Source organism: Siminovitchia fortis, from assembly GCF_007681465.1.
GTDB lineage: Bacteria > Bacillota > Bacilli > Bacillales > Bacillaceae_C > Siminovitchia > Siminovitchia fortis.
The window spans coordinates 22,711-45,363 of sequence record NZ_VEKZ01000014.1 but is presented as its reverse complement, the minus strand read 5'-3'; the positions used below and the strand labels follow the sequence as shown (position 1 = coordinate 45,363).

The 22,653-nt window shown below is 45.3% G+C and carries 19 protein-coding genes; 8 read left to right on the top strand and 11 right to left on the bottom strand.

Going from position 1 to position 22,653, the window contains the following annotated elements; genetic code table 11:
- Nucleotides 1-5: 5 nt before the first annotated feature.
- On the bottom strand, nucleotides 6-1,040 hold the full coding sequence (locus FS666_RS07060) for an ABC transporter substrate-binding protein (RefSeq protein WP_144460842.1): 1,035 nt from the start codon (nucleotides 1,038-1,040) through the stop codon (nucleotides 6-8).
- 522 nt (nucleotides 1,041-1,562) lie between these two features.
- On the opposite strand from FS666_RS07060, the gene FS666_RS07055 reads away from it, so the two are divergent.
- The gene (locus FS666_RS07055; protein WP_144460843.1) at nucleotides 1,563-3,890 is read left to right on the top strand and encodes a glycerophosphodiester phosphodiesterase family protein; all 2,328 of its coding nucleotides are present in this window, start codon (nucleotides 1,563-1,565) and stop codon (nucleotides 3,888-3,890) included.
- A gap of 178 nt (nucleotides 3,891-4,068) precedes the next feature.
- Here FS666_RS07055 and FS666_RS07050 read toward each other — a convergent pair whose 3' ends face one another.
- From FS666_RS07050 to FS666_RS07035, 4 genes are read right to left on the bottom strand one after another with little or no spacing between them, the layout of a single operon-like run.
- Entirely contained in the window at nucleotides 4,069-5,307 is a 1,239-nt protein-coding gene (locus FS666_RS07050) for an NAD(P)/FAD-dependent oxidoreductase (RefSeq protein WP_144460844.1), read from the bottom strand.
- A complete protein-coding gene (locus tag FS666_RS07045; protein ID WP_144460845.1) occupies nucleotides 5,304-5,636 on the bottom strand; it encodes a (2Fe-2S)-binding protein in 333 nt (110 codons plus the stop codon). Before FS666_RS07045 ends, FS666_RS07050 begins: the two co-directional genes overlap by 4 nt.
- Complete coding sequence (locus FS666_RS07040) at nucleotides 5,629-5,904, bottom strand: (2Fe-2S)-binding protein (protein WP_144460846.1); 276 nt, start codon at nucleotides 5,902-5,904, stop codon at nucleotides 5,629-5,631. The genes FS666_RS07045 and FS666_RS07040 overlap by 8 nt, the downstream gene beginning before the upstream one ends.
- 52 nt (nucleotides 5,905-5,956) lie before the next feature.
- Nucleotides 5,957-7,579 carry a sigma-54 interaction domain-containing protein gene (locus tag FS666_RS07035; RefSeq protein WP_144460847.1) on the bottom strand — a complete coding sequence of 541 codons (1,623 nt, stop codon included), beginning with the start codon at nucleotides 7,577-7,579 and terminating at the stop codon, nucleotides 5,957-5,959.
- 165 nt (nucleotides 7,580-7,744) lie between these two features.
- Between FS666_RS07035 and FS666_RS07030 the strand changes: the two genes are divergently transcribed.
- Genes FS666_RS07030 through FS666_RS07005 form a run of 6 tightly spaced genes read left to right on the top strand, consistent with a single transcriptional unit; the run spans nucleotide 7,745 to nucleotide 14,836 of the window.
- A complete protein-coding gene (locus tag FS666_RS07030; RefSeq protein WP_144460848.1) occupies nucleotides 7,745-8,917 on the top strand; it encodes an NAD(P)/FAD-dependent oxidoreductase in 1,173 nt (390 codons plus the stop codon).
- Nucleotides 8,917-9,954: a proline racemase family protein gene (locus tag FS666_RS07025; protein ID WP_144460849.1), complete on the top strand. Its 1,038-nt coding sequence runs from the start codon at nucleotides 8,917-8,919 to the stop codon at nucleotides 9,952-9,954. The genes FS666_RS07030 and FS666_RS07025 overlap by 1 nt, the downstream gene beginning before the upstream one ends.
- Entirely contained in the window at nucleotides 9,951-10,886 is a 936-nt protein-coding gene (locus FS666_RS07020; protein ID WP_144460850.1) for a proline racemase family protein, read from the top strand. The genes FS666_RS07025 and FS666_RS07020 overlap by 4 nt, the downstream gene beginning before the upstream one ends.
- A gap of 23 nt (nucleotides 10,887-10,909) precedes the next feature.
- The gene (locus FS666_RS07015) at nucleotides 10,910-12,379 is read left to right on the top strand and encodes an alanine/glycine:cation symporter family protein (protein WP_120072121.1); all 1,470 of its coding nucleotides are present in this window, start codon (nucleotides 10,910-10,912) and stop codon (nucleotides 12,377-12,379) included.
- Between the two features lie 44 nt (nucleotides 12,380-12,423).
- On the top strand, nucleotides 12,424-13,323 hold the full coding sequence (gene dapA / locus FS666_RS07010) for a 4-hydroxy-tetrahydrodipicolinate synthase (RefSeq protein ID WP_120072123.1): 900 nt from the start codon (nucleotides 12,424-12,426) through the stop codon (nucleotides 13,321-13,323).
- A gap of 16 nt (nucleotides 13,324-13,339) precedes the next feature.
- Nucleotides 13,340-14,836 (top strand): aldehyde dehydrogenase family protein, encoded by a 1,497-nt coding sequence (locus FS666_RS07005; RefSeq protein ID WP_144460851.1) that lies wholly within the window; start codon nucleotides 13,340-13,342, stop codon nucleotides 14,834-14,836.
- Between the two features lie 96 nt (nucleotides 14,837-14,932).
- Here the strand turns inward: FS666_RS07005 and FS666_RS07000 are convergent, their stop codons facing one another.
- The 5 genes from FS666_RS07000 to FS666_RS06980 form a co-directional block, all read right to left on the bottom strand.
- Nucleotides 14,933-16,162: a PucR family transcriptional regulator gene (locus FS666_RS07000; protein ID WP_120072127.1), complete on the bottom strand. Its 1,230-nt coding sequence runs from the start codon at nucleotides 16,160-16,162 to the stop codon at nucleotides 14,933-14,935.
- A gap of 79 nt (nucleotides 16,163-16,241) precedes the next feature.
- Complete coding sequence (putP, locus tag FS666_RS06995) at nucleotides 16,242-17,708, bottom strand: sodium/proline symporter PutP (RefSeq protein ID WP_120072129.1); 1,467 nt, start codon at nucleotides 17,706-17,708, stop codon at nucleotides 16,242-16,244.
- Nucleotides 17,709-17,732: 24 nt separating this feature from the next.
- Nucleotides 17,733-19,277, bottom strand: coding sequence for an L-glutamate gamma-semialdehyde dehydrogenase (gene pruA / locus FS666_RS06990; RefSeq protein WP_120072131.1), 1,545 nt, complete (start codon nucleotides 19,275-19,277; stop codon nucleotides 17,733-17,735).
- A gap of 29 nt (nucleotides 19,278-19,306) precedes the next feature.
- On the bottom strand, nucleotides 19,307-20,224 hold the full coding sequence (locus FS666_RS06985; RefSeq protein WP_144460852.1) for a proline dehydrogenase family protein: 918 nt from the start codon (nucleotides 20,222-20,224) through the stop codon (nucleotides 19,307-19,309).
- Between the two features lie 195 nt (nucleotides 20,225-20,419).
- The gene (locus FS666_RS06980; protein ID WP_120072136.1) at nucleotides 20,420-20,896 is read right to left on the bottom strand and encodes a PaaI family thioesterase; all 477 of its coding nucleotides are present in this window, start codon (nucleotides 20,894-20,896) and stop codon (nucleotides 20,420-20,422) included.
- A 127-nt stretch (nucleotides 20,897-21,023) separates the two neighbouring features.
- On the opposite strand from FS666_RS06980, the gene FS666_RS06975 reads away from it, so the two are divergent.
- Entirely contained in the window at nucleotides 21,024-21,578 is a 555-nt protein-coding gene (locus tag FS666_RS06975) for a thioredoxin family protein (protein WP_144460853.1), read from the top strand.
- Between the two features lie 32 nt (nucleotides 21,579-21,610).
- Here the strand turns inward: FS666_RS06975 and FS666_RS06970 are convergent, their stop codons facing one another.
- Nucleotides 21,611-22,516, bottom strand: a complete 906-nt coding sequence (locus FS666_RS06970) for a LysR family transcriptional regulator (protein ID WP_144460854.1) — start codon at nucleotides 22,514-22,516, stop codon at nucleotides 21,611-21,613.
- Nucleotides 22,517-22,653: the final 137 nt, after the last annotated feature.

Here is a 22,653-nt window from a genome sequence, read left to right as displayed (position 1 = left end):
CTTTATTACTGAAATTTTTCTTTCCATTCATTCCGGATACGATCGTAGTTCTCATTCACCCAATCAATATCCAGATCAACTGCGTGTGATTTTACACTCTCCAATGAAAGTGGTGTTTTTGATTCAACCTCAGGGTTTATTGGAATATGGTACCAGTTTGCCAGTACTTGCTGACCTTCTTTTGAAAGCAAGAAATCGATGAATTTTTTGCCGCCCTCCTGATTTGGTCCGCCTTCTACGATGGAGGCAGGATTAACGAGAATAGGTGTCTTATCAGGTACGACAAAATCAACGCTTTCGCCTTTTGCTTTTAGTTCGTATGCCATGAAATCAAAGCCAACACCGATATGCGCTTCTCCCATGGAAACAGCTTTTGTTGGAGCTGATCCGGAGTCCGGTGTGGAGTTTGCCTGTTCAGCAAGTTTGTCAAAATATTTCCAGGCCTCATCTTCGCCCTTTTGCATCATTTGGCTCATAACCATTAAAGTAGCTGTTCCAGAAGCAGCAGGGTTGGAAAACTGAATTTTTCCTTTCCATTTTGGATCAAGCAAATCTTCCCATGTTTTTGGCGCTTCTTCTTCGGATACAAGCTCAGTGTTGTACGCAAATCCAAGAACAAAGATTTCTACACCGACATATTTCCCGTCTTCGTGTTTAACTTTGATTCCGTTTTCAACGACATCCCAATCAGCTGCAAAATCCGGGATATAAGAACCGATGATTCCTTTATCAACAGCCGCTTCGAACGGAAGGATGCCGCCTCCGCCGTACCAAACGTCCGCTTTCGGGTTGTCTTTTTCCGCCATCATTTGATTGACAAGAACGTTCGTACCCGCATAGTGCACATCTACTGTTTCATCATTCAATTCTTCATACTTTTGCTTTAATTCCTTCGTCATGTCAGGAGTTTCGGGAGAATAAAGCGTAATGCGGCCACTGTTCTTTCCGTCATCTCCAGATCCTGAAGAATCTCCTGCACATCCTGCCAAAACACCTAATACCAGTACAATACTGGCTGCTAATCCCGCTAACTTTTTCACAAAAATCCCCCTTTAAAGTTGTTGTTAATAAAGACAAAAATGAGATGGCCGACCGAAAGAAACCCTATCATTTGCAAGGGCTTACATTTCAGGCGTTCATCTCAACATCTCTGCCTTATTTTTGGAATTAATTCCATTATACTAAACTTTTAAAAAACTACAAGCTTAAATTCAGAAAAAATATTATTTTTCCCTCAACATGATAACCAATCAAATTTTTTTCCTATCTAATTTCAAGAGGAAACTATTGGCCCAATGAATGTAAAGCTCTATGCAACTTGATTTAGCAATATTCTATCAAATTAAAGTATGCAATTCACCGGTAAAAATAAGCAATTCAGTTACTTAGCCCTATCATGCATTTAGTCCAAGTGTATTAGAAACTATCATGTCTCAGGTAAAAAAGGACGATTTTTGGCGAAAAACAAAATTTTTACTTTCCAGAAAATTAACAATAATATATACTGCTAACCAATTGCTGTCTGGGTTAGTGAGAAAATCTACATACAAGGAGGAGTCGGAATGAGAAAGAGGAGAAACATTGTGATGAAGCTTGCCATGATTTTCACTATTATCGTTATAACTGCTGCCAGCTTTCCTTTTGAAGCAAGCCACATCGTTCGTGCAGAACAATCAGTATTGGTCGAAGAGAATTTTGATCGGTTGGATGACCGCTTGCCAGATGGGTGGAAGGTAATTGAAGGGCAAGCTGCGGTCGAGAACGGGAAATTAAAGTTAACCTCACCTTCCACTGCATCCCCGGCTAGAGTATTGGTGCCTCTCCCGGATGAAAGTAGAGATATCGTTTTTGAAGCAGATATGACCTTTGTTTCCGCTGTTGAAGACACTCGTTGGGCATCTTTGATGTACAGAGTTCAATCTGAGGATTATCCGTACTATCAGTTTGCAATCCGGAGAGGAACAACGGCATTAAATGGAGTTGAATTCGCTGAGCGTGACGCTCAAAACAAGTGGGTTGTACCGGAAGCTACTTTTTTTACGGAAAACTTTGAGTATAATAAGCCTTACCGTTTGAAAGTTATCGTCAGCAAAAACCGAGTGCAGCAATTTATTAATAATAAACTTGTCATCAATAGCGACCAGGCAATGAATATGAAAAATGGGGACGTCGGATTTCAAGCAAGCGGATCAACCGTCCTTTTTGACAATGTGAAAGTATCGACATTTGACCAGGACTTGCCGCCTGTTGATAACTCAGGTGCTTTCCTTCCTGAAGAGGTTAAGACCAATATTATCAATGCACCGACACTTATCGGCAGTTCACTTTCAGCCGCAGCCGATGCAAATACAGCATCCGTCCTTCTTGATGTTGAAAGGAATGCCGCAGGTCACTTGGTGACGGGCGGACTGCCTCTTTCAGAAGCGCTTGCCAAAGTAAAAAATAAACATATTCCAATTCTAAAAATTGAACAGAGAGGGCTCGAAGAGGAGGTCGTTCATACACTAGATGAAACCCAATCAACTGATGTTCATATTGTTTCCTCCAACCCGGCTATTGTAAAAGCAATTACCACGCTGATGCCAACAGCACGAGGCGGGATCATCTATACGAAACAATCATTTAACAAACATGATCTTAACCAATTGGTCCGGACTGTCCATTCAAGTAATGCCAAGGTTGCGTTGATTCCCCAAAAAATACTTACAGTAGAAACTGTTCACTACCTGCACACAAGAATGGTCGCTGTGTGGGGAGTGGGTGCCGGAACGGAAAATGCCTCACATGAACTTATCCATACCGGTGTGGATGGCATGATTACAAACAATCCTGCTGCTTCTGTTGAGGCACTTGCAAAGTATCCAAAGAATACGATTGTTCAGCGGCCGATCGTCGCGGCACATAGAGGAGTTCCGTCTATGGCTCCTGAAAACACAATGGCTGGTTATCGACTTGCTTACGATTTGGGCGCGGATCAAATTGAAACGGATTTACAACTCACTAAAGACGGGCACATTATCATCATGCATGATACAACTGTGGACCGAACTACAAATGGCAAAGGCGCTGTTCGTGACCTTACCCTGGAAGAAATCCGCCAACTTGATGCCGGAAGCAAGTTTGGTGAAGAATTCGCAGGCGAAAAGGTTCCGACCTTCAAAGAGTTTTTGCAGGAATTCAAAGGGAAAGATGTAATTCTACTCATTGAATTAAAAGATGTAGACATTGAAGAACAAGCGATAAGAAAAATCAAGGAAGCGGGCATGGTCGACCAAGTCGTCCTTCAAAGCTTCGATCTTGGCAGCATGGTAAAATCTTTCGAGTTACATCCTGAAATTCCGGTCGGATACCTCTATTCCGCGGCAGTTCCAGGAACGCAAAGTGCCAAAATTAAAAACGCACAAAAAATGATGGATTATGGAACAAACTACAACGTTACGCTTAATGCAAGCTACGGAAGCACATACAAGGAATTTATCCAATACATGCGGCAACGCGGCATGCTTACCATGCATTGGACTTTCCGCGAGGAAGCACCGTTCCGTGATAAGCTTGCAGAAGGTCTTATTGGACCAATCACCGATTACATGCAATGGCTGACGGACTCACCCATCAACCTGGAAACACCTATCAAAAAAGTAAATCTAAAACCAGGCAAGACGTCTACGATTCGTGCAAAAGCTTTCGTAGACTACCGGACTGCAAAAAAGGAGAACATCCCAACTGAGTTATTCGTTACAGATAATACCGATGTTGTCCGAGTTAATGGCAATACAATCGAAGCAGTTTCTCCCGGAACTGCCCAAGTCTTCGTAAAACATACATTCTCAATGTTAGGACAGGAGTGGAATGTTGTTGGTGAGCCAATTGAAGTCCATGTAAAGGAGTAAAACCTATAATAAAGTAATGTCAGGGAAGAGGGGGGAAATACCTCAATCCGGATTTTTCTTCCTCGTCTGGATTGACATTAAGCCCCTTTAGTAAGCAATTTTTTTAGCCTTATCATTGTTGAACATTAAGATTTCTGAAGCTCGCTTAAACAAAAAACCGGGCCCTCGGGCCTGGTTTTTATCCAATCCTTTTGGCATTGACCTTGTTATCTTGTTCCATATTTCCCCAATAATCTTTCATTTGCTCTCTGCCCTTCTCTATATCAGGATTAAATTGAATGGCGGTTTGCCTCCGTAAAGCCTGAACCCGATGGATCCCCTCCTTCAGTATTTCATCTAATGATTGTCCTCCACTTTTCGCCTGCACGGCAATCGACAGCCCAGCTACAGATCCTTGGGCCATCGCAATTTTACCGCTTTCAATTCCCGTGATATTTCCGGCGACAAAGAGTCCCTGAAGAGGTGTTTCCATCTCTTCTGAATGGATTGGCACATGCCCGCCGAGCGCAGGTACGTATTTAAACGGACAGCCGGCGACAGCAGCCAGTTCAGCCAGAGGGTACAAACCGCCGGCAATGCAAACAAAATCCGCCTCATACTCTATCTCCAAGTCGGATATCCTGTTTCCGGAAGAATCGATATCTACGGCGCGAACACCTTCCACTTGCTCTTTGCCTACGATCTCAACTGCCGCTTTCTTTAATTGCAGCGGTGTTCCGTTTACCTTAATCCCATCTTTAGGGAAAAAGCATAATCCAGCCTTCCTTATCCAATCATTTTTCATCAAGCGGCTTCCTGCTCTGAGAAGAGGGGAAGGGGCAAGATGTGCAGCGTTTAACAGGGATTTTATCACTTTTTCCGGTACAGCTGCATCATTGCTTAATGAGGTCTTTTCAGGCAGAAAAATTCTGTCTACATGAATTCCCGCCAACTGGAGTTCATTTAAGATGGCAAAGGCCAAAATATTCGCTCCAATAATGATCCCTTTTTTTCCGACTTCCACTCTGTGCACATTGGTCATGACTTGGGCAGCGCCGATTGACATGACTCCGGGAAGGGTCCAGCCCGGAAGAGGTATCGGATATTCGGCTGCACCAGTCGCAAGTAGAACAAAAGGGGCTTGAAAGGAACCTTCATTTGTATAAACGTTCCAGAGGGCACCCTCTTTATAGAGGTTATAAACGGATACGCCGCAGCGTATATCCACGCCCAGTCCTTCCGCTTCTTCTTGAAGCCGTTTTGATTCTTCGATTCCATTCCACCATTGGCCGGATGGCTCCTGATGCAGCTGTCCGAGCAGCCTTCCGCCGGGCTTGATGAATTCATCGAGTACAGTAACACTCAATCCGTGCTCAGCCGATGAGATAGCTCCCGCCAAACCTGCAGGCCCTGCCCCAATTACAATTACATCCGTCACTGTTCTTCCACCATCCTTTTGACAATGTTCGGAAGCCGCTTTCCGCTTTCAATCAACATATCTTCTTCCACAATGGTTAGACAAGCCCTCTTATTCGGCTGGCCATTAACGGTAACGCGGCACTCCATACAGTGGCCGATATTGCAGTAAAAGCCTCTCGGTGTCCCGCTTTCTTCATGGACCCGGAGCCGGCGGACGCCGTTTGCCAACAAGGCCGCAGCTATTGTTTCCCCTTCCCGCGCATAATATAGCTTTCCATCAAATTGAAAAGGGATTGTTTTATTATTATCCAGTTTCCCAAGGATTGGGTGGTTCATAATCCTAGTCATTCATTTCACCTGCTGAACCGAAAGTGATGGGACGAACAGGGGGTTGATACTTTAAAGGAATTTCCGACATTTTTACATTCTTTACGGCACTTGCAATCATTTGATCTACGGATACCCGGCATGTCCGCCCCCCGCAAAAGCCCATTCCGGCTCTCGTTCGCAATTTTAGCTCTCTTGCCGTGCATTGGTGTTTTTCAGCTGTTTCTTGAATCTGTCCAAAAGTCACTTCCTCGCACCGGCAAACAACCATATCTTTGAGTCTATTCACTTGATCGCCTCCTCAAATCCTTGCTCAATATAAATGCAAGAAACATGCCATATTAAGATAATCCGAGGCGCTTCATTCGATTGTACAGAGTGGCCCGGGTGATTCCAAGTTGTTTCGCACATTGTGCTTTATTTCCATCGGTTATTCTTAAAGCCCGTTCAAGAACTTTCCTTTCATATGAGTCCATCTCTTCCTGTAGAGGAAGTACAGTCTCCTCTTCATCTTTTTGTATTTCCATCGTTTGATGAGCCGGATTTATTGCGGAAGCATTAGAAACGAAGGGCAAATATTCTTTTTTTATCAAGCCATCTGCCGAAAAAACGACCAAGCGCTCAACGACATTTCGCAGCTCCCGAATATTGCCCGGCCAGTCATAATGAAGCATTGCATGCATCACATCGGCAGGGAACTTTTGAATAGGGCGCTCATAACGGATCGATAATTCTTGTAAAAAATGGCTTGTCAGTTCAATGATATCTTCTTTTCTTTCTCTTAACGGGGGTATTTGTATGCTGACGACGTTCAATCTGTAAAATAAATCGTCGCGGAATTTCCCCTCTCTGACAAGTTCCGCCAAGTCGCGGTTAGTCGCGGCGATAATCCGAAAATCTATATCAATCTCTTTTTCTCCGCCAATTCGGTAAAATTTTTGCTCCTGTAAAACCCTTAAAAGCTTCACTTGCATATCAAGGGGCATTTCTCCAATTTCGTCGAGAAAAAGTGTCCCTCCCCGGGCAAGTTCAACCTTTCCTTTTTTTCCTTTTTGGTTTGCTCCGGAGAAGGCCCCTTTTTCATAGCCAAACATTTCGCTTTCAAATAGTGATTCGGGAATAGCTCCGCAGTTGACAGAAATGAATGGGGCATCTTCTGGCTCGCTAGCCTCATGGATTGCCTTGGCAAAGACCTCCTTGCCCACGCCGCTTTCACCCAAAATCAATACGGTGGACTTTACAGTACAAACTTTTCTGGCCAATTCAACCGTTTGCTGAAGGGAGGTGCTTTTTCCTTTGATGGGACTGAATGGATCACGGGTTTTTCTGTATTTTGCAACCTCCTGTTCCAGGCGGTGGACTTCTGTTGACATGTTGAATAGTTTCTCATTCAGCATGACCTGGCTCGTTACATCCATTTCGGATACGACCGCTCCGATAATTTTTCGATCGCAAAAAACGGGATTGGAATTAATCAGCACAAACAGGTCGGATCTGGGCTGATGTTGATGGTGGGTGATGCTTTTGCCTTTATAAAGCGACTTCAGTAATTCTAGTTTATCGGTGTCGAAAAAGTCGGTTATTTTTCTGCCCAATATCTCGCTTTGCTTGATTGAAAATATTTTCTCCGCACCTTCTGTCCAAGTCTGAACCACCTCATTCTCATCAATGACAGTCACTGAGGAGTCCGTTGTTTGAGTGACAGTATTGTAAAAAGCTCTTAATTGTCTGTACAGGGAATAGAGGGTTTGAATCATATCAGAAGCCGTCAAGACCGCTGCCGGCTGTTGCTGCTGATTTACAATGACGATCGGCTCAGACTCTTGGAGGGATTGAATCAAGGTTTCCACTGAGTCGTTGATATGGACAGTTTTATACGATGGTTCCACTGCTTCATGTAAAGAATTTGAGCCATTTTTCAAAGCTTCTTTTAAAATCTTATCAATGGTGAGCGAAAACGCCATTTCTTTGCCTCCCAATTGTAAAAGTTGTTATACAGTGTCTAATTTATTATACACGTAGTGTTTATTTTTTTGAAATACTCTTATAAATTTGTTTTGTTTACAAACATTTAAGGTGGCATGCTCCTTGCATTATAGATAAGCAAGCGGCCTAAAGGAGGGAAAGCTTTGAAACATTGCGATGTTTTGGTCATTGGAGGAGGGATAATCGGCTGTGCGATTGCGTATTACGTATCCAAATCAGGCCGGCAAGTGACGATTCTTGAAAAAGGGGAGTTTGTAAGCGGAACTTCCTCCAAGTGTGACGGCAATATCTTGGCAATTGATAAAGATCCCGGATTTGACAGCCAAATGTCTTTGGTCAGTCAAAATTTGGTCGATCGGCTGGCAAAAGAATTGAAATATCCTTTTGAATATCGCGCGCCGGGAAGTATCCTCGTCTGTGAAACCGAGGAGGAAATGGAGGCGGCCCGACAATGGGTGGACAGGCAAAAGGAGGCAGGGCTTCCTTTTCGGATGCTCGACCGCCAGGATATCCGGCAGGAGTCAAAATTTTTCGCCGAAGATCTGTTAGGAGGTTTGGAATGCGCCACAGACTCGACGATCAACCCCTATATGCTGGCCTTTGCTTTATTAGAAAGCGCCCAGAACAACGGGGCTGACGCTTGGAAGCAGACGGAAGTAAAAAGCATTCAAAAAGGACTGGACGGACAATTTAGAGTGGAAACTTCCAATGGAGTTTTTACCGCCAGCCAAGTGGTAAATGCTTGCGGCGTTTGGGCTCCGCGAATCGGAGAAATGGTGGGGCTTTCCATTCCGATACAACCAAGAAAAGGACATATTATTGTAGCTTCCAGACAGGAGCACGTCGGTTCCCGCAAGGTGATGGAATTTGGCTATTTGATTTCAAAATTTGGCGGAAAACGCCGAGTCGACCCGCTCACTGAAAAATATGGGGTTGCCCTTGTATTTGAGCCGACGGAGAGCCAAAATTTCTTAATCGGAAGCAGCAGGGAGTTTGCCGGTTTTGATATGAGAGTAAGAAATGAAGTCATTAAGTGCATAGCAAGAAGAGCCATTCGGTTTTATCCGAAAATGGCAGATATGATGATGATCCGTTCCTACGCCGGCCTGCGGCCATACACAGAAGATCATCTGCCGATCGTTTCCCATGTGGACGAGGTTCCCGGGTTTTACATAGCCGCAGGACACGAGGGGGATGGCATTAGTCTTTCGGCAGTTACCGGGAAGGTGATTGAAGAGATGATCAATGAGAAAGAAACCTCCATTCCCATTGATCCGCTCCGCTATAACCGGTTTTCAAGAGAGGTGGTTAGTTGATGAAGGCGGATAAAATGTTTACGACGATTGACACACATACGGGAGGGAATCCGACAAGAACATTGATCAGCGGCCTTCCTGAATTAAAAGGAAACACCATGTCAGAGAAAATGCTCCATATGAAAAAAGAATACGACTGGATTCGCAAGCTGCTCATGAATGAACCGAGGGGTCATGATGTCATGTCGGGGGTGCTTCTCACGGATCCTTGCCATCCTGATGCTGATTTGGGTGTGATTTATATTGAGACGGGCGGCTATTTGCCGATGTGCGGCCACGATACGATCGGTGTCTGTACCGCTCTGGTTGAGGCGGGAATTATTAAGGGTCAGGAGCCTGTCACTATCTTGAAGCTGGATACGCCCGCAGGATTGGTGGAAGTCGATATTACAGTTGAAAATGGGAAAGCAAAAGAAGTGTCATTTTGCAATGTACCGGCCTTTTTATTAAAAAGAGTTTCTGTCAACGTGGAAGGCATCGGGCAGGTTGAAGCTGACATTGCTTATGGCGGAAATTTTTACGCCATTATTGATGCAAAATCAATCGGGCTGGAGCTGATACCTGAAAATGCATCCACAATTATTGATAAGGCAATCACCATTCGAAATGCCATCAACGAACGGACAAAGGTTGTTCATCCGGAATATCCTTTTATCAAGGGCTTGACCCACGTGGAGTTTTTTACGGACCCGACCCATGAAAAGGCTCACGTAAAAAATACCGTTGTCGTTCCGCCAGGAGGAATTGACCGGTCACCTTGCGGCACAGGGACTTCGGCGAAGTTGGCGGTTCTTTATGCTAATCAGGAAATTGCCAAAGGGGAGGAGTTTGTCCATGAAAGCATCGTTGGTTCCTTATTTAAAGGCCGGGTTCTGGAAACGACGTGTGTGAATGGGCTGGAAGCGGTTGTAACCAGAATCACAGGATCCGCCTGGCTGATGGGGATGCATCGGTTTTTTTACAATGAAGAAGATCCGTTGAAAGAAGGCTTTCTCCTGATTCCGCCGATGGAGCATGAAATGGAGGAGGTAAAATGATTCTACAGGAATTCTATTCCACAACAGATGTACATGTAGCGGGTGAAGTGTTCCGTTTATTTGATGATATTCCTTTTATACAATATGAAAGCTTAAAAGAGCTGGATGAGCAGCTGCCGAATGTTTTTTCAAAAGAAATCGCACTCTTGCTTAATGAGCCGCGGGGGTTTGCGGGGATCAACGGATGTCTCGTTGTTCCGCCCATTAGCAGGAACAGTGATGCTGCAGCCGTATTTTTCAACCATGAGAAAACGCTGCCTATTCATTACGGAGGGGTCGTTGCCGTAGTTACCGCTTTGCTTGAAAGCGGCAAATTGAAGGAGAAATCGAACGGTACGTATTTGATTGAAACGGTACACGGTGTGATTCCGGTTGTGGCCTTCAAGAAAAAAGAACAGGTTGTCTCTGTAAGTGTGGAAATCGAAGATTGTTCAGTCCTTCAGACAGGCGTTCCCTTGCTTGATTCATCGTATGCAGTTGTACAGGCGGATCATCGCTATGCTGTATTTGATAAAAGCGCAGCGGAGGCAGACATTGGGCTCAGTGATCTTTCGGCATTAAAAAAGTGGGGAATAAACACCATTCAGGCTCTTAAATCCACTGAAATTGAAGGGGTCATACTTATGGACGAAGCTGCGCTTGCACAAGGAAAAATCAAAACGGTTACATTCCGGGAAGATGGCTGGATTGTTCGCTCGCCGGGCTTTGGTTCCACGGTGGCTTGTTTTGCTTATCTTTTATCAAAAGGGCGGGTGAAACCGGACCTTACTCTGATCAATGAAAGCGTTTTCGAAAGCTTTCTGGAATCAAAGGCACAGTATATAAACGGAAAGTATCAATTCAGTATGTGTGCAAAAGGATTCATTACTGGAATGCAAACGTTTGTACTTGATCCAACGGACCCGTTGCCGGGGGGCTTTTTGATTAAATAAAAAATGATAGGGGGAACCCGTCTGTGGAAGGAATCATTAATTGGTTGGTCGATCAAGTATGGGGCACCGGTCTTGTCGTTTTTGCACTTGGGGCAGGTTTGTTTTTCTCCATTATGACCCGCTTCGTGCAAATTCGGTATATTAAGGAAATGATTTTGTTGTTGTTCGAAGGTAAAAGTTCCGAGAACGGAATCTCTTCCTTCCAGGCATTTTGTTTGGCTTTATCAGGCCGTGTAGGGGTAGGGAATATCGCAGGTGTGGCAACCGCTATTGCCTACGGCGGTCCGGGAGCGGTTTTCTGGATGTGGATTATGGCACTGTTAGGCGGGGCGAGTGCTTTTATTGAATCGACGCTTGCACAGGTATTCAAGAGCAAGGTGGGAAATGAATACCGCGGAGGAACTCCTTATTTTATTGAAAAAGGCTTAAGGATGAAATGGTTTGCTGTCATCATGGCTGTGGTTGTTACAATTTCCTACGGATTTTTGACACCTGGGGTACAGGCCAATAACATTGCGGCCGGGATGGAAAACGCCTTTGGTTTAAGCAAGACAGTTACAGCAATATTTCTGGTGGTTTTACTTGGAGCTGTCATTTTCGGCGGTGTAAAACGTATAGCCGGTGTATCGCAAGCGGTTGTCCCATTCATGGCTATTGGCTATGTTGTCGTTACTTTCATTGTCTTGGGGCTGAATTATGATAAAGTGCCTGCAATGTTTTCTTTGATTTTTACCAGTGCTTTCGGAACCAATCAAATTTTTGGCGGCATCGTGGGAACAGCGATTGCCTGGGGCGTCAGAAGGGCTATTTTCTCCAATGTTGCCGGCTGTGGTGAAGCGACTTATAGTTCCGCAGCAGCTGAAGTGAGCCATCCTGCCAAACAAGGATTAGTGCAAGCTTTTTCCGTCTATATTGATACGATTGTCGTTTGTACGGCAACAGCCTTGATGATTCTCGTAACGGGAATGTATAACGTTACGCCGGAGGGGAAAGCCCCTATCGTCCAATCATTGGCAAATATTGAACCAGGCCCTGCCTACACTCAAATGGCGGTTGAAACAGCGCTGCCCGGCTTTGGACCGGGGTTTGTATCCATTGCCATCTTCTTCTTTGCCTTTACGACTTTAATGGCCTATTACTATATTGCTGAAACAACGCTCGTCTATTTAAGCGGCAAACGGGAACTGCCTTGGCTGAAAACAGTTTTGAAGATTGTCATGCTCACGATGATTTTTATTGGCAGCGTCAAATCAGCATCCATGATGTGGGCCCTAGGTGATATTGGGTTTGGATCGATGGCATGGCTCAGCCTTCTGGCGATTCTGCTCCTTACCAAACCAACTATGAAAGTGTTAAGAGATTATGAAATCCAGAAAAAAGCCGGTAAGGATCCTGTTTTCGATCCGATTCAAGCCGGCATAAGCGGTGCTGACTTTTGGGAGGAAAAAAGCAGAGAGTATCGTACTGCTAATGAAAAAAGTTCCATTGGATAATGACATATGAACTATAAACCTATCAAGACGAGGAGGAATTTATTGTGACAAACTTAAAAGGCGTATATCCGGTGCTCGTTACACCGATGCACAATGACGAAACGGTCAATTGGGATGGACTTAAAAACAATATTGAGTATTTCATTAACCAGGGTGTCGATGGCCTTGCCATTAATGGGAGCACCGGGGAGTTCGTAAGCTTGACAAAAGAGGAGCGGTTTAAGGCGGTCGAAGAGGCGGTCAAACAGGTTGCGGGAAGAATTCCTCTTATCGTCGGAACAGCAGCCGAAACAACGGAGGAAGCGATCGAATATACACAGCAGGCTGAAAAGGCAGGGGCGGATGCCGCACTTCTTATCAACTCGTACTATGCACATCCGAAGGAAGAAGAGATCTATGAGCATTTTAAGGCGGTTGCTGAATCGGTTTCCTTTCCGATCATGATTTATAACAACCCTTTCACTTCCGGGGTGAACATTTCAGTTGAAACAATACTGCGAACTGGCCGAGATGTAGAGAATATTACCCATGTCAAAGAATCCAGCGGAGAAATCCGGAACGTCCGCGACATATCCCGTCAAGGCAAGGGATTCATCAAAACTTTCTGCGGAGCTGATGATATGGTTCTTGAGTCGTTCACGGTCGGGGCAGAAGGGTGGATTTCAGTGGCAGGAAATATTGCTCCCCGAACTTCCAAGGAAATGTATGATGCTTATGTGGAAGGTGATATCAGCCGGGCGTGGGAATTATATGATAAGCTGCTTCCGCTTTGCAATTTCCTTGAAGGTTCCGGGAAATATGTACAAATTACCAAGCACGCGATGGATTTGAAAGGGCTCGCCGGAGGCCCAGCTCGCAGGCCGCGTCTCGGATTGAGCCACGAAGAACAAGAAACGCTAAAGAAACTGATGGAACAGTTGGATGTTTTAGAAGTATCAAGATAAATGGAGGGGTAAGAAAATGACGAATGTTAAGGCGGTGGAGTTAAAACCGAGAGTTTCGGCCTTTTTGAAAGAGAAATTGGGACTTTATATGAATGGGGAATATGTACCTTCCAAAAGTGGAAAGACGTTCGATGTACTGAATCCGGCGACGGAGGAGAAAATTGCGGAAGTCTATGAGGCGGGCGAAGAAGACATCGACTCAGCGGTCGCCGCTGCCCGCCATGCTTTTGATGAAGGAGAATGGACCAGGATGGATGCTGCTTCGCGTTCACGGCTGATCTACAAATTTGCAGATTTGCTCGAAGAACACAGGGAAGAGCTGGCACAACTGGAGACACTGGACAATGGGAAGCCCTATGCTGTTGCATTGGCTGATGACGTGGACGGCACTGTTCAGCATTTCCGCTACTATGCGGGCTGGGCGACGAAGATAGAGGGAAAAACAGTACAAGTCTCGCCGGATTATTTGAATTATATCGTCCATGAACCTGTTGGGGTAGTCGGGCAAATTATCCCATGGAACTTTCCGCTTGCCATGGCGGCATGGAAGCTGGGCTCGGCACTGGCGGTCGGTTGTACAGTCGTGATCAAACCGGCAACCGAAACACCGCTTTCCCTTTTGTATGCTGCACAGTTGTTCAAGGAAGCCGGCTTCCCGGACGGTGTGGTGAATGTTGTGCCGGGATCCGGCCGGGTAGCGGGAGAAGCGATTATCCGCCATAAACATGTCGATAAAGTAGCTTTTACAGGGTCGACGGCAGTGGGCAGAACGGTCATGAAACAGGCAGCGGATCAAATCAAGGGAGTGACACTGGAACTTGGCGGCAAATCCCCGGCGATTATTTTGGAAGATGCGGATTTAAGCGAAGCGATTGACGGTGCTTTTGCCGGAACGATGTATAACCATGGTCAAAATTGCAGCGCCTGCACAAGGGTTTACGTTCACCGGTCCTTGTACAACGAAGTGCTACAGGGATTGGCAGAACGGGCAAATTCACTAAAAATTGGACCTGGACTTGAAGAAGATACGGAAATGGGTCCACTTGTTTCGAAAAAACAACTGGAAACGGTCCTTTCTTATATTGAAAAAGGAAAGAAAGAAGGTGCGCGCCTTGTAGCCGGAGGAGAACGTGCCTATGACAAGGGATACTTTGTACAGCCGACTATTTTTGCCGACGTCACAGATGATATGACGATTGCCCGCGAGGAAATCTTTGGACCGGTTATGGCTGTCTTTCCGTTTGATACAGTGGAAGAAGTTATCCGTCGGGCAAATGACAGCGACTATGGACTGGCAGCCAGCATCTGGACGGAGAATGTCAAAAAAGCCCACTACATCGCGAGCAAACTTCAATCCGGAACAGTATGGATCAATGACTTTGGCCTCGAATGGGAAACAATGCCGTTCGGCGGTTATAAACAATCCGGAATTGGCCGCGAAATGGGCGGGGAGTATGGGCTTGCGAACTATACCGAGGTAAAAAGCGTCTTTGTAAATATTAAACAAAAATAATAAAAGCAAACTCTTGGAAAGCTGTTTTTGCTTTCCAAGAGTTTTTTAAGTCTTATCGGTATAATTGATTAAGCAAAGCATAAGAAGAACAGCTTCTTACTCTTTCACCTTCAAAATCTGCAAATCAATATACAACTGGCAATTAGCATGAAAATCATCAAAACTGATCTCGGTCAGTTCACTGATTTGATTCAATCGGTATTTCAGTGTGTTTGTATGAATGAACAGCTTTTCCGCCGCCTGCTTCAGCCGGCAATTTTCCTCTAAGTAGACTTCAAGTGTTTGAAGGAGGTTCGTTTGGCTTTCCTCATCTTTTTGTTTCAGTTTCAGCAGGTCCTCATTCATGTCACCCATTTTTTTCTGCTGCTGTGCAATCGCCTCCAAATACCGGAACAGCCCAAGCTTTTTATACTCAAGTGATGGGAGTTCCTTCAGCCCGATGAATTTGGCTGTCTTTATGACCTCAATGGATTCAAGATAACTTTTTCTAAGCTGGGTGACAGATGTATGTTCCCGGCTGATTCCCGCATATACCTGCTCCCCGCTGAACTGTGCCAACACGGACGATGCCAATGCGTTTGCGTGTATGGACAGATCTTTCGGGGATGAGATACTGCTGCCGATCATGACAATTACCGTCAGCTGATCAATAAAAAGGTGGGTAGGCATTTTCAGTGCATTTGCGAAAAGTCCCACTTTTTCAAGCAGTTCTCCAAAAGCTTCTTCACTGGAGGGGCCGACTGTAAAGACGATGGAAATAAAGGAATCCGGCAGGGAAATTTTGACGTTGGCGGCTTCCCATTTGATTTGAGCTTCCGTTTGGAAAGCGTCCTCCAAGATTTTTTTATAAAAATTATTCTTTTCTTCGTCTTTCTTCAGCTTCAATTGTTTATTTTGATAAAGGAGTTTGCCCACATGAAAGGAAACATCCAACAGAAAGGAGAGCTCGTCTTCAGTCAGCAGACGGTCCGTTTCCTGCACCCAGATGAAGCCCAAAACGCGCTCTTTATATTTAGCGCTTACAACAACGCGCTGGTTCAATCCGATTTCCTCTATTTTTTCCACTCTGAAGGGTTCGGGAATTGTTTTTAGCTGATCGACAATGCCTTCATCCATAAATTTCTCCAGGATGGGAATCGTCCAGCGTTTTTTAAAAATGGTTTGCCTGTTGGCTTCGTCAAACTGGTCAATATAAAAAGAGCTGTACGCCAAAAGGGAAAATTGCTCATCTTCTATGACAACCGGTTTTTTTAAATATTCACTGATCATCTCTGTTATTTCTTCGATATTCGTTAAAGAGTGGATTTTTTCCAAAAGACGGTCCATTCAAATTCCCCCCATCCATAAAGAAGCGGTCAATGAAAAGTTTATCATACTTTTCATTGACCGCATCAGAAAAAACACTCTATTCTTTCAATAAACGCAAGCTTTCATCAAATTCCTTTTCGATTTCTTCATTTGGTTTATAGGTGATCAGGCTGACAACAACTGCTACGAGAAGGTTGATGAGAAAGCCCGGTACAATCTCGTAAAGGGCGAAATCCAGGCTTTGCCATACAAGCACGGTAACCGCTCCGGCAACCATTCCGGCGATTGCACCCCAGTTTGTCAGCTTCCTCCAATAGAGGCTTAAAACAACGACCGGCCCGAATGAAGCTCCAAATCCGGCCCATGCGTGGGCTACAAGGTTCAGGATGGACTCCGTTTTATTGGAGCTGAGAATGTAAGCGACCAATGCAACGGCCAAAACGGCCATCCTTCCGAAAAAGACAAGTTCTTTGTCGCTTGCATCTCGGCGGAAAAGTAATTTGTATAAGTCTTCTGTAAGGGCACTTGAAGTGACGATCAACTGAGATGAGATCGTACTCATGATGGCGGCAAGAATTGCAGCCAAGACAAATCCTGCAAACAATGGGTGGAATAGAATTTGACCGAGCTCGATGAAGACGGCTTCCGGATCATGCAGCGTGTGATTCGTCGTGTGGAAATAGGCGATTCCGATCAAGGCTGTTAAAACAGCTCCCAACAATGATAGGATCATCCACCCCATTCCGATCCGGCGTGCCACTTTTGTTTCCTTCACTGAACTGATGGCCATGAACCTTACGATAATATGCGGCTGTCCGACATAACCAAGTCCCCAGGCCAGCAGGGAGACAATCCCGATAAACGTCGTATCCCTGAAAAACGAGAAAAGGGCAGGGTCAATGGATTGGATCGTTTCCACTGTTTGTGCGGGACCTCCGGTTTTCATGACGGCCAACGCCGGTACAATCAAAAGTGCAATCAACATGATCAGGCCCTGTGCAAAGTCTGTCCAGCTTACAGCGAGGAACCCGCCGAAAAGTGTGTAGGCTACGACAACGAGTGCAATGATAAGCAGTCCTTTCTGATAGCCGAATCCGAACGAGCTTTCAAAGAAAACCGCCCCTGCGACAAGACCCGAAGAAACGTAAAAGGTAAAAAAGACCAAAATGACAAGGGCAGAAACGATACGCAGCAATTTTGTGTTATCTTTCAGCCGGTTTTCAAAGAAAGACGGAATTGTAATCGAATCATTGCTCACCTGGGTATAGGTGCGCAGCCTCGGTGCGACAAAAATCCAGTTTAAATAAGCACCTAATGTCAAGCCGATGGCAATCCAGACACTGGTCAATCCGCTTGCATAGACAGCTCCGGGCAGACCCATAAGCAGCCATCCGCTCATATCCGCTGCACCGGCGCTGAGTGCGGTGACTGCCGGTCCAAGAGACCGCCCGCCTAGCATATAGTCGTTCAGGTCGCCTGTCTTCCTGTAGGCGACCCAGCCGATTACAAGCATGAGAATCATATATACAATAATCGTTATAAGTTTCAAAGTTTCATCTGTCATAAAAGCTCATCTCCGTTCTGATGACTACAGCATCTCGGATGTCGTCTTCGCCTGCATATGAAGCAGCAGATAATCAGGACCTCCTGCCTTGGAATCGGTCCCGGACATATTGAAGCCTCCAAAAGGCTGATAGCCTACAATCGCTCCTGTACAGCCGCGGTTGAAATACAGGTTGCCGACATGAAATTCCTCGCGGGCTTTTTCCATGTTCATGCGGTTGTTCGTAATGACTGCTCCAGTCAGCCCGTATTCTGTATTATTGGCAATTTCCAGCGCCTCTGTAAAATCTTTCGCCTTTGCAAAAGCCACAACCGGGCCAAAAATTTCTTCCTGCATAAGGCGTGCTTCAGGGGCAAGCCCGGCAAAAATGGTCGGTTTGATGAAGTATCCTTTAGAGTCATCGCCTTCTCCGCCGATCATCAATTCACCTTCGCCTTTGCCGATTTCAATATATTTCATGATTTTATCAAATGCGTTTTGGTCGTTCACCGGTCCCATGAAATTGTTCTGATCGGCAGGATCGCCGATGGTCAGCTCTTTTGTCAATTCAACTGCACGATTCAACACTTCATCGTATACGTCTTCAACGATGACCGCACGGGAACAAGCGGAGCATTTTTGCCCAGAAAACCCGAAAGCCGAGCGGACGATCGATTGGGCTGCCAGTTCCAGATCCGCTTCCTTATCCACGACAATTGTGTCTTTTCCGCCCATTTCGGCGATTACGCGCTTCAGCCAGATTTGGCCTTCGTTCACAATGGCGGCACGTTCATAGATGCGAGTTCCGACTTCCCTGGATCCTGTGAAGCTGATGAAACGTGTTTTCGGATGGTCGACGAGGAAGTCGCCGACTTCGGAACCGCTTCCCGGAATATAGTTGAGCACGCCTTTTGGCAATCCGGCTTCTTCCATCACTTCAACAAATTTCGCTGCGATGACAGGTGTCGTGGATGCCGGCTTCAAAAGGACTGTATTGCCTGAAACGATGGCAGCCACCGTCGTTCCGGCCATGATGGCAAAGGCGAAATTCCATGGGGAAATGATCACGCCGACGCCAAGCGGGATATAATCATAGCGATTGTATTCTCCCGGCCTGCTTTCCACTTTTTTGCCGTCCTTCAGTTCAAGCATTTGTCTTCCATAGTATTCCAGGAAGTCAATGCCTTCTGCCGTATCGGCATCCGCTTCATTCCACGGCTTTCCCGCTTCTTTGACAAGCAATGCGGAGAATTCATGCTTTCTTCTGCGAATAATGGCAGCCGCTTTGAAGAGGACATCCGCCCGAATTTCCGGTTTTACTTTTTTCCAAGATTCAAAGGCTGCAAGCGCACTGTCCATTGCCTGTTGGGCCAATTCGCGGTCAGCTTTCGATACCCGTCCGACGATTTCTTCTTTATTGGCAGGGTTGATCGAAACGATTTTTTCATCTGTCGTAATTTTCTCCCCGCCGATGACTAAAGGATAATCCTTGCCAAGATAGCTTTCTACCAAATCCAGCCCTGCTTTGAATGCCTGCTTGTTCTCCTCTTTGGAAAAATCAGTGAATGGTTCGTGTTTATAAGTGATCATCCGACACAACTCCTTATCATAATAAATGATTAATTTTTTACCAACCCTTTAAAGGCAAATGAAATATTTGCAGGCCTTTCAGCCAGTCTCCTCATAAAATATCCATACCAATCGCGGCCGTACGGAACGTAGACTCTCATCTTATATCCCTGCTCCACAAGATCTAATTGTGTTTTAGTCCGCATGCCGTACAGCATCTGGAACTCAAACTGATCTTTTGGAATCTGCAGTTTTGCAGCCAGTTCCTTTGTATAATTGATCATGTTGTCATCATGAGTGGCGACAGCTGTATACAACCCGTATTTCAGACTTTGCTCAATCAATTTTTTATAATTGGCGTCAACATCTTTTTTATCCGGATAGGCGACGGCTGCCGGCTCTTTGTAGGCTCCTTTTACAAGCCGTAAAAACGGTTTCAAAGAACTTAAGTTTTGCAGGTCCTTTTCCGTGCGGTACAAGTAGGCTTGAAGGACTGTACTGACACAGCTGTAGGATTCCTTGAACTGTTTAAAAAGCTCCAGCGTTTTCTCGCAGCGGGGTTCATCTTCCATATCGATCGTCACCATAACGCCATGCTTTTCCGCTGTATCTAAAATGCTTGTCATGTTGCTGATGACAAGATCTCGGTCAATATCAAGGCCGAGCGACGTCATTTTGACAGACATGTGGGAATCAAGCTTTTCCCTGCCAATCGTTTCGATCGTTTCAATGGCCTCTTTCGTCCTTTCGATGGCTGTCTCTTTTGAATTGACAAACTCCCCCAAATGGTCAACAGTGGTAGCCAGTCCTTTACTGTTCAGATCTTTGATGATTTGGACCGAGCTTGGAAAATCAGTTCCGGCGATGATTTTTCCCGTAACGATACTGCCGCCTCTTTTCCTTGCCATTTCATTCAGCCAATTGCTTTTGGAAAGTAATAAAAAGAAATTTCTTGTTACCGCTTCCATTTTATTCACCACCTTAGGAATATTAGACTTAACTTTATTGTATAAATTTTAATAATGTCTGGCATCGTCTGAAGAAACCAAACTTTGGCTGCTTTTGTTGTTGGTTTGGGACAAAGGGGGATGGAAACGGTATATATACGCGTTGGAAGGAGCACATTTGACATTTGAAAAAGCATCCCGCGGGAGGATGCTTTTTCAAATTTTAAAAGTATCAGGCATGACGACAGCGACCACTTCGCCCTTTGCACACAGGGTATCTCCGGCAAAGACTTCTACTGAGGTTTTCCATTTCTTAGGGTGGATCTCTTCGACGGTGCCGATCGCTTTTAGTGCTGTTCCTTGGGGTGTAGGTTTCAAATAATCGACATGCAATGATGCTGTAACGAAACGGGGAGGTGCGTGCCCGCTGCCAGGTTCGTGGCCATTTTTCCTATGTAGGGCAAGTGCAGCCGAGCCTGTTCCGTGGCAGTCGACCAGTGAAGCGAGCAATCCGCCGTAAACAAACCCCGGAATCGCCTTGTGTTCTTCCTTCGGTTCATAGATGGTGATGGTTTTGTCGCCGTCCCAGCCTGTCCGGAAATGATGTCCTGCTTCATTCAGCCTCCCGCATCCAAAACAGTGGGCAAATTCGTCCGGATATTCATCTTGAATGGCATGAGTGATTTTTTCCATCTTTACCTTCCTCTCTAATTCCATACTTTTCTATCTCTATCTATATTATAGTAGACGAGCAGTTTTGTTTACAGAATAATCATGATTCGATAAGCTTTTTTATAAGAATAGCGAAGGAGTGAGAGAAATGAATTTAAACAATTGGTTTGAAAAAGGGCTGACGCCCGAGCAATATATGGATGACCTGGAGTACCATAAAGACGCCTTTTTACATATCTATGAAAATTTCCAGCCGCCTGCTGACGACGAATTTTTCGGTAAAATCAAGGGGAAGAACCTGCGTGTTGTGGCATTGGCTGAAGTCTGGTGCGGCCATTGCATGTTAAATGTCCCCGTTTTGCTGCGTCTGGCGGAAAAAACAGAAATGGACGTCCGGCTTCTGCCGCGTGATCAGCATCTGGATTTGATGGACCAATACTTGACAAACGGGAAAAGGGTAATCCCCATTTTCATTTTCATCGATGAAAATGGCGATCAAGTGGCCAAGTGGGGACCGATCACTGAATCGACGAAAGCGTTTGTCGATGAGCACAAAAAAGACCTGCCGCCGAAAGACGATGACAGCTATGATGAGAAATTCAAAGAGATGGTTAAAATAGTCGCAAAAACATTCAAGGAAAAACCTGACTTCTGGAGCAACTCCTATGAAAGCATGAAAGAAACCTTAAATGAAGTAAAATAATTTTTTATGGGCGGGCCAACGATCCCGCCCATTTAAATATCGGGCTGCAGTTCCTTGGCTACATCTCTCGTAATGTCCAAAAACCGTTCGACTATCGACGGTTGGTAATGATGTTGCAGTGTCACCAAGCTTAATTTCGTTTCCAGTTTGGGTTCCGCCAAAGGAACGAGTTCCGGCAGCCCGGGCCAATGGAACCGGCTGAAATTATAAGGCGCAAAACTGATTCCCACTCCTTTCATCACCATGAAGAGCATTGGAAAAACTTCCGTTCCCCAATAAACCACATCTGGGGCAAAGCCGCTGTTATGACAGGCTTCCACGATCTCTTCGGCAATTCCCGAACCGTGCGAAGAGGTGGGAAGAATGAACTTTTCATCCCGAAGGTCGGCAATGCTGACCGACGGCTTATCCAATAATGGGTGGCCGGGGGGCAATGCCAGCAGTAAAGGTTCCGTCATTAAAGTGGATATATGGAGATCCTCCGCCTCGAATATTGTGCGGACGATACCGATGTCTATTCTATGATTTCTCAATTCATTCAGCACGAACGAAGAATTCCCTTCCTTTACACGCATGATGATGTTCGGCGCTTCTTCCCGGAGTTTTTTTACTGCATCAGGAATGATGAATAGATTAGCAGAGGTAATGCATCCCGCGGTGACTGTCCCGCGCATTCCGTCATTGTGTTCCATCAGCTCCTTCACCATATTTTCAGCAGATGCAATCAGCTCTTTCCCCCGCACATATAAAAATTCCCCGTCCCTTGTCAAAGTCAGCCGCCTTCCAGACCGGTCAAACAATGAAACTTTCAATTCTTTTTCCAGCTTGGCCATCATGATGCTTAATGGCGGCTGCGTCATATTTAGCGCTTCAGCGGCTTTGGAAACACTTCCCTCTTCCACTATTTTTATGAAGCAGCGCAATCGATGCAAATCCATATAACTTCTCCTCTGGTTGATTGATAAAACTATATATAATGTATATTAAATTCATATGTGTTATATATTTTTAATAATACGAAAATTTGCAGTTGGTTTGCAAGGGCTTTCAATAATAATTTTATAAAATATACTTT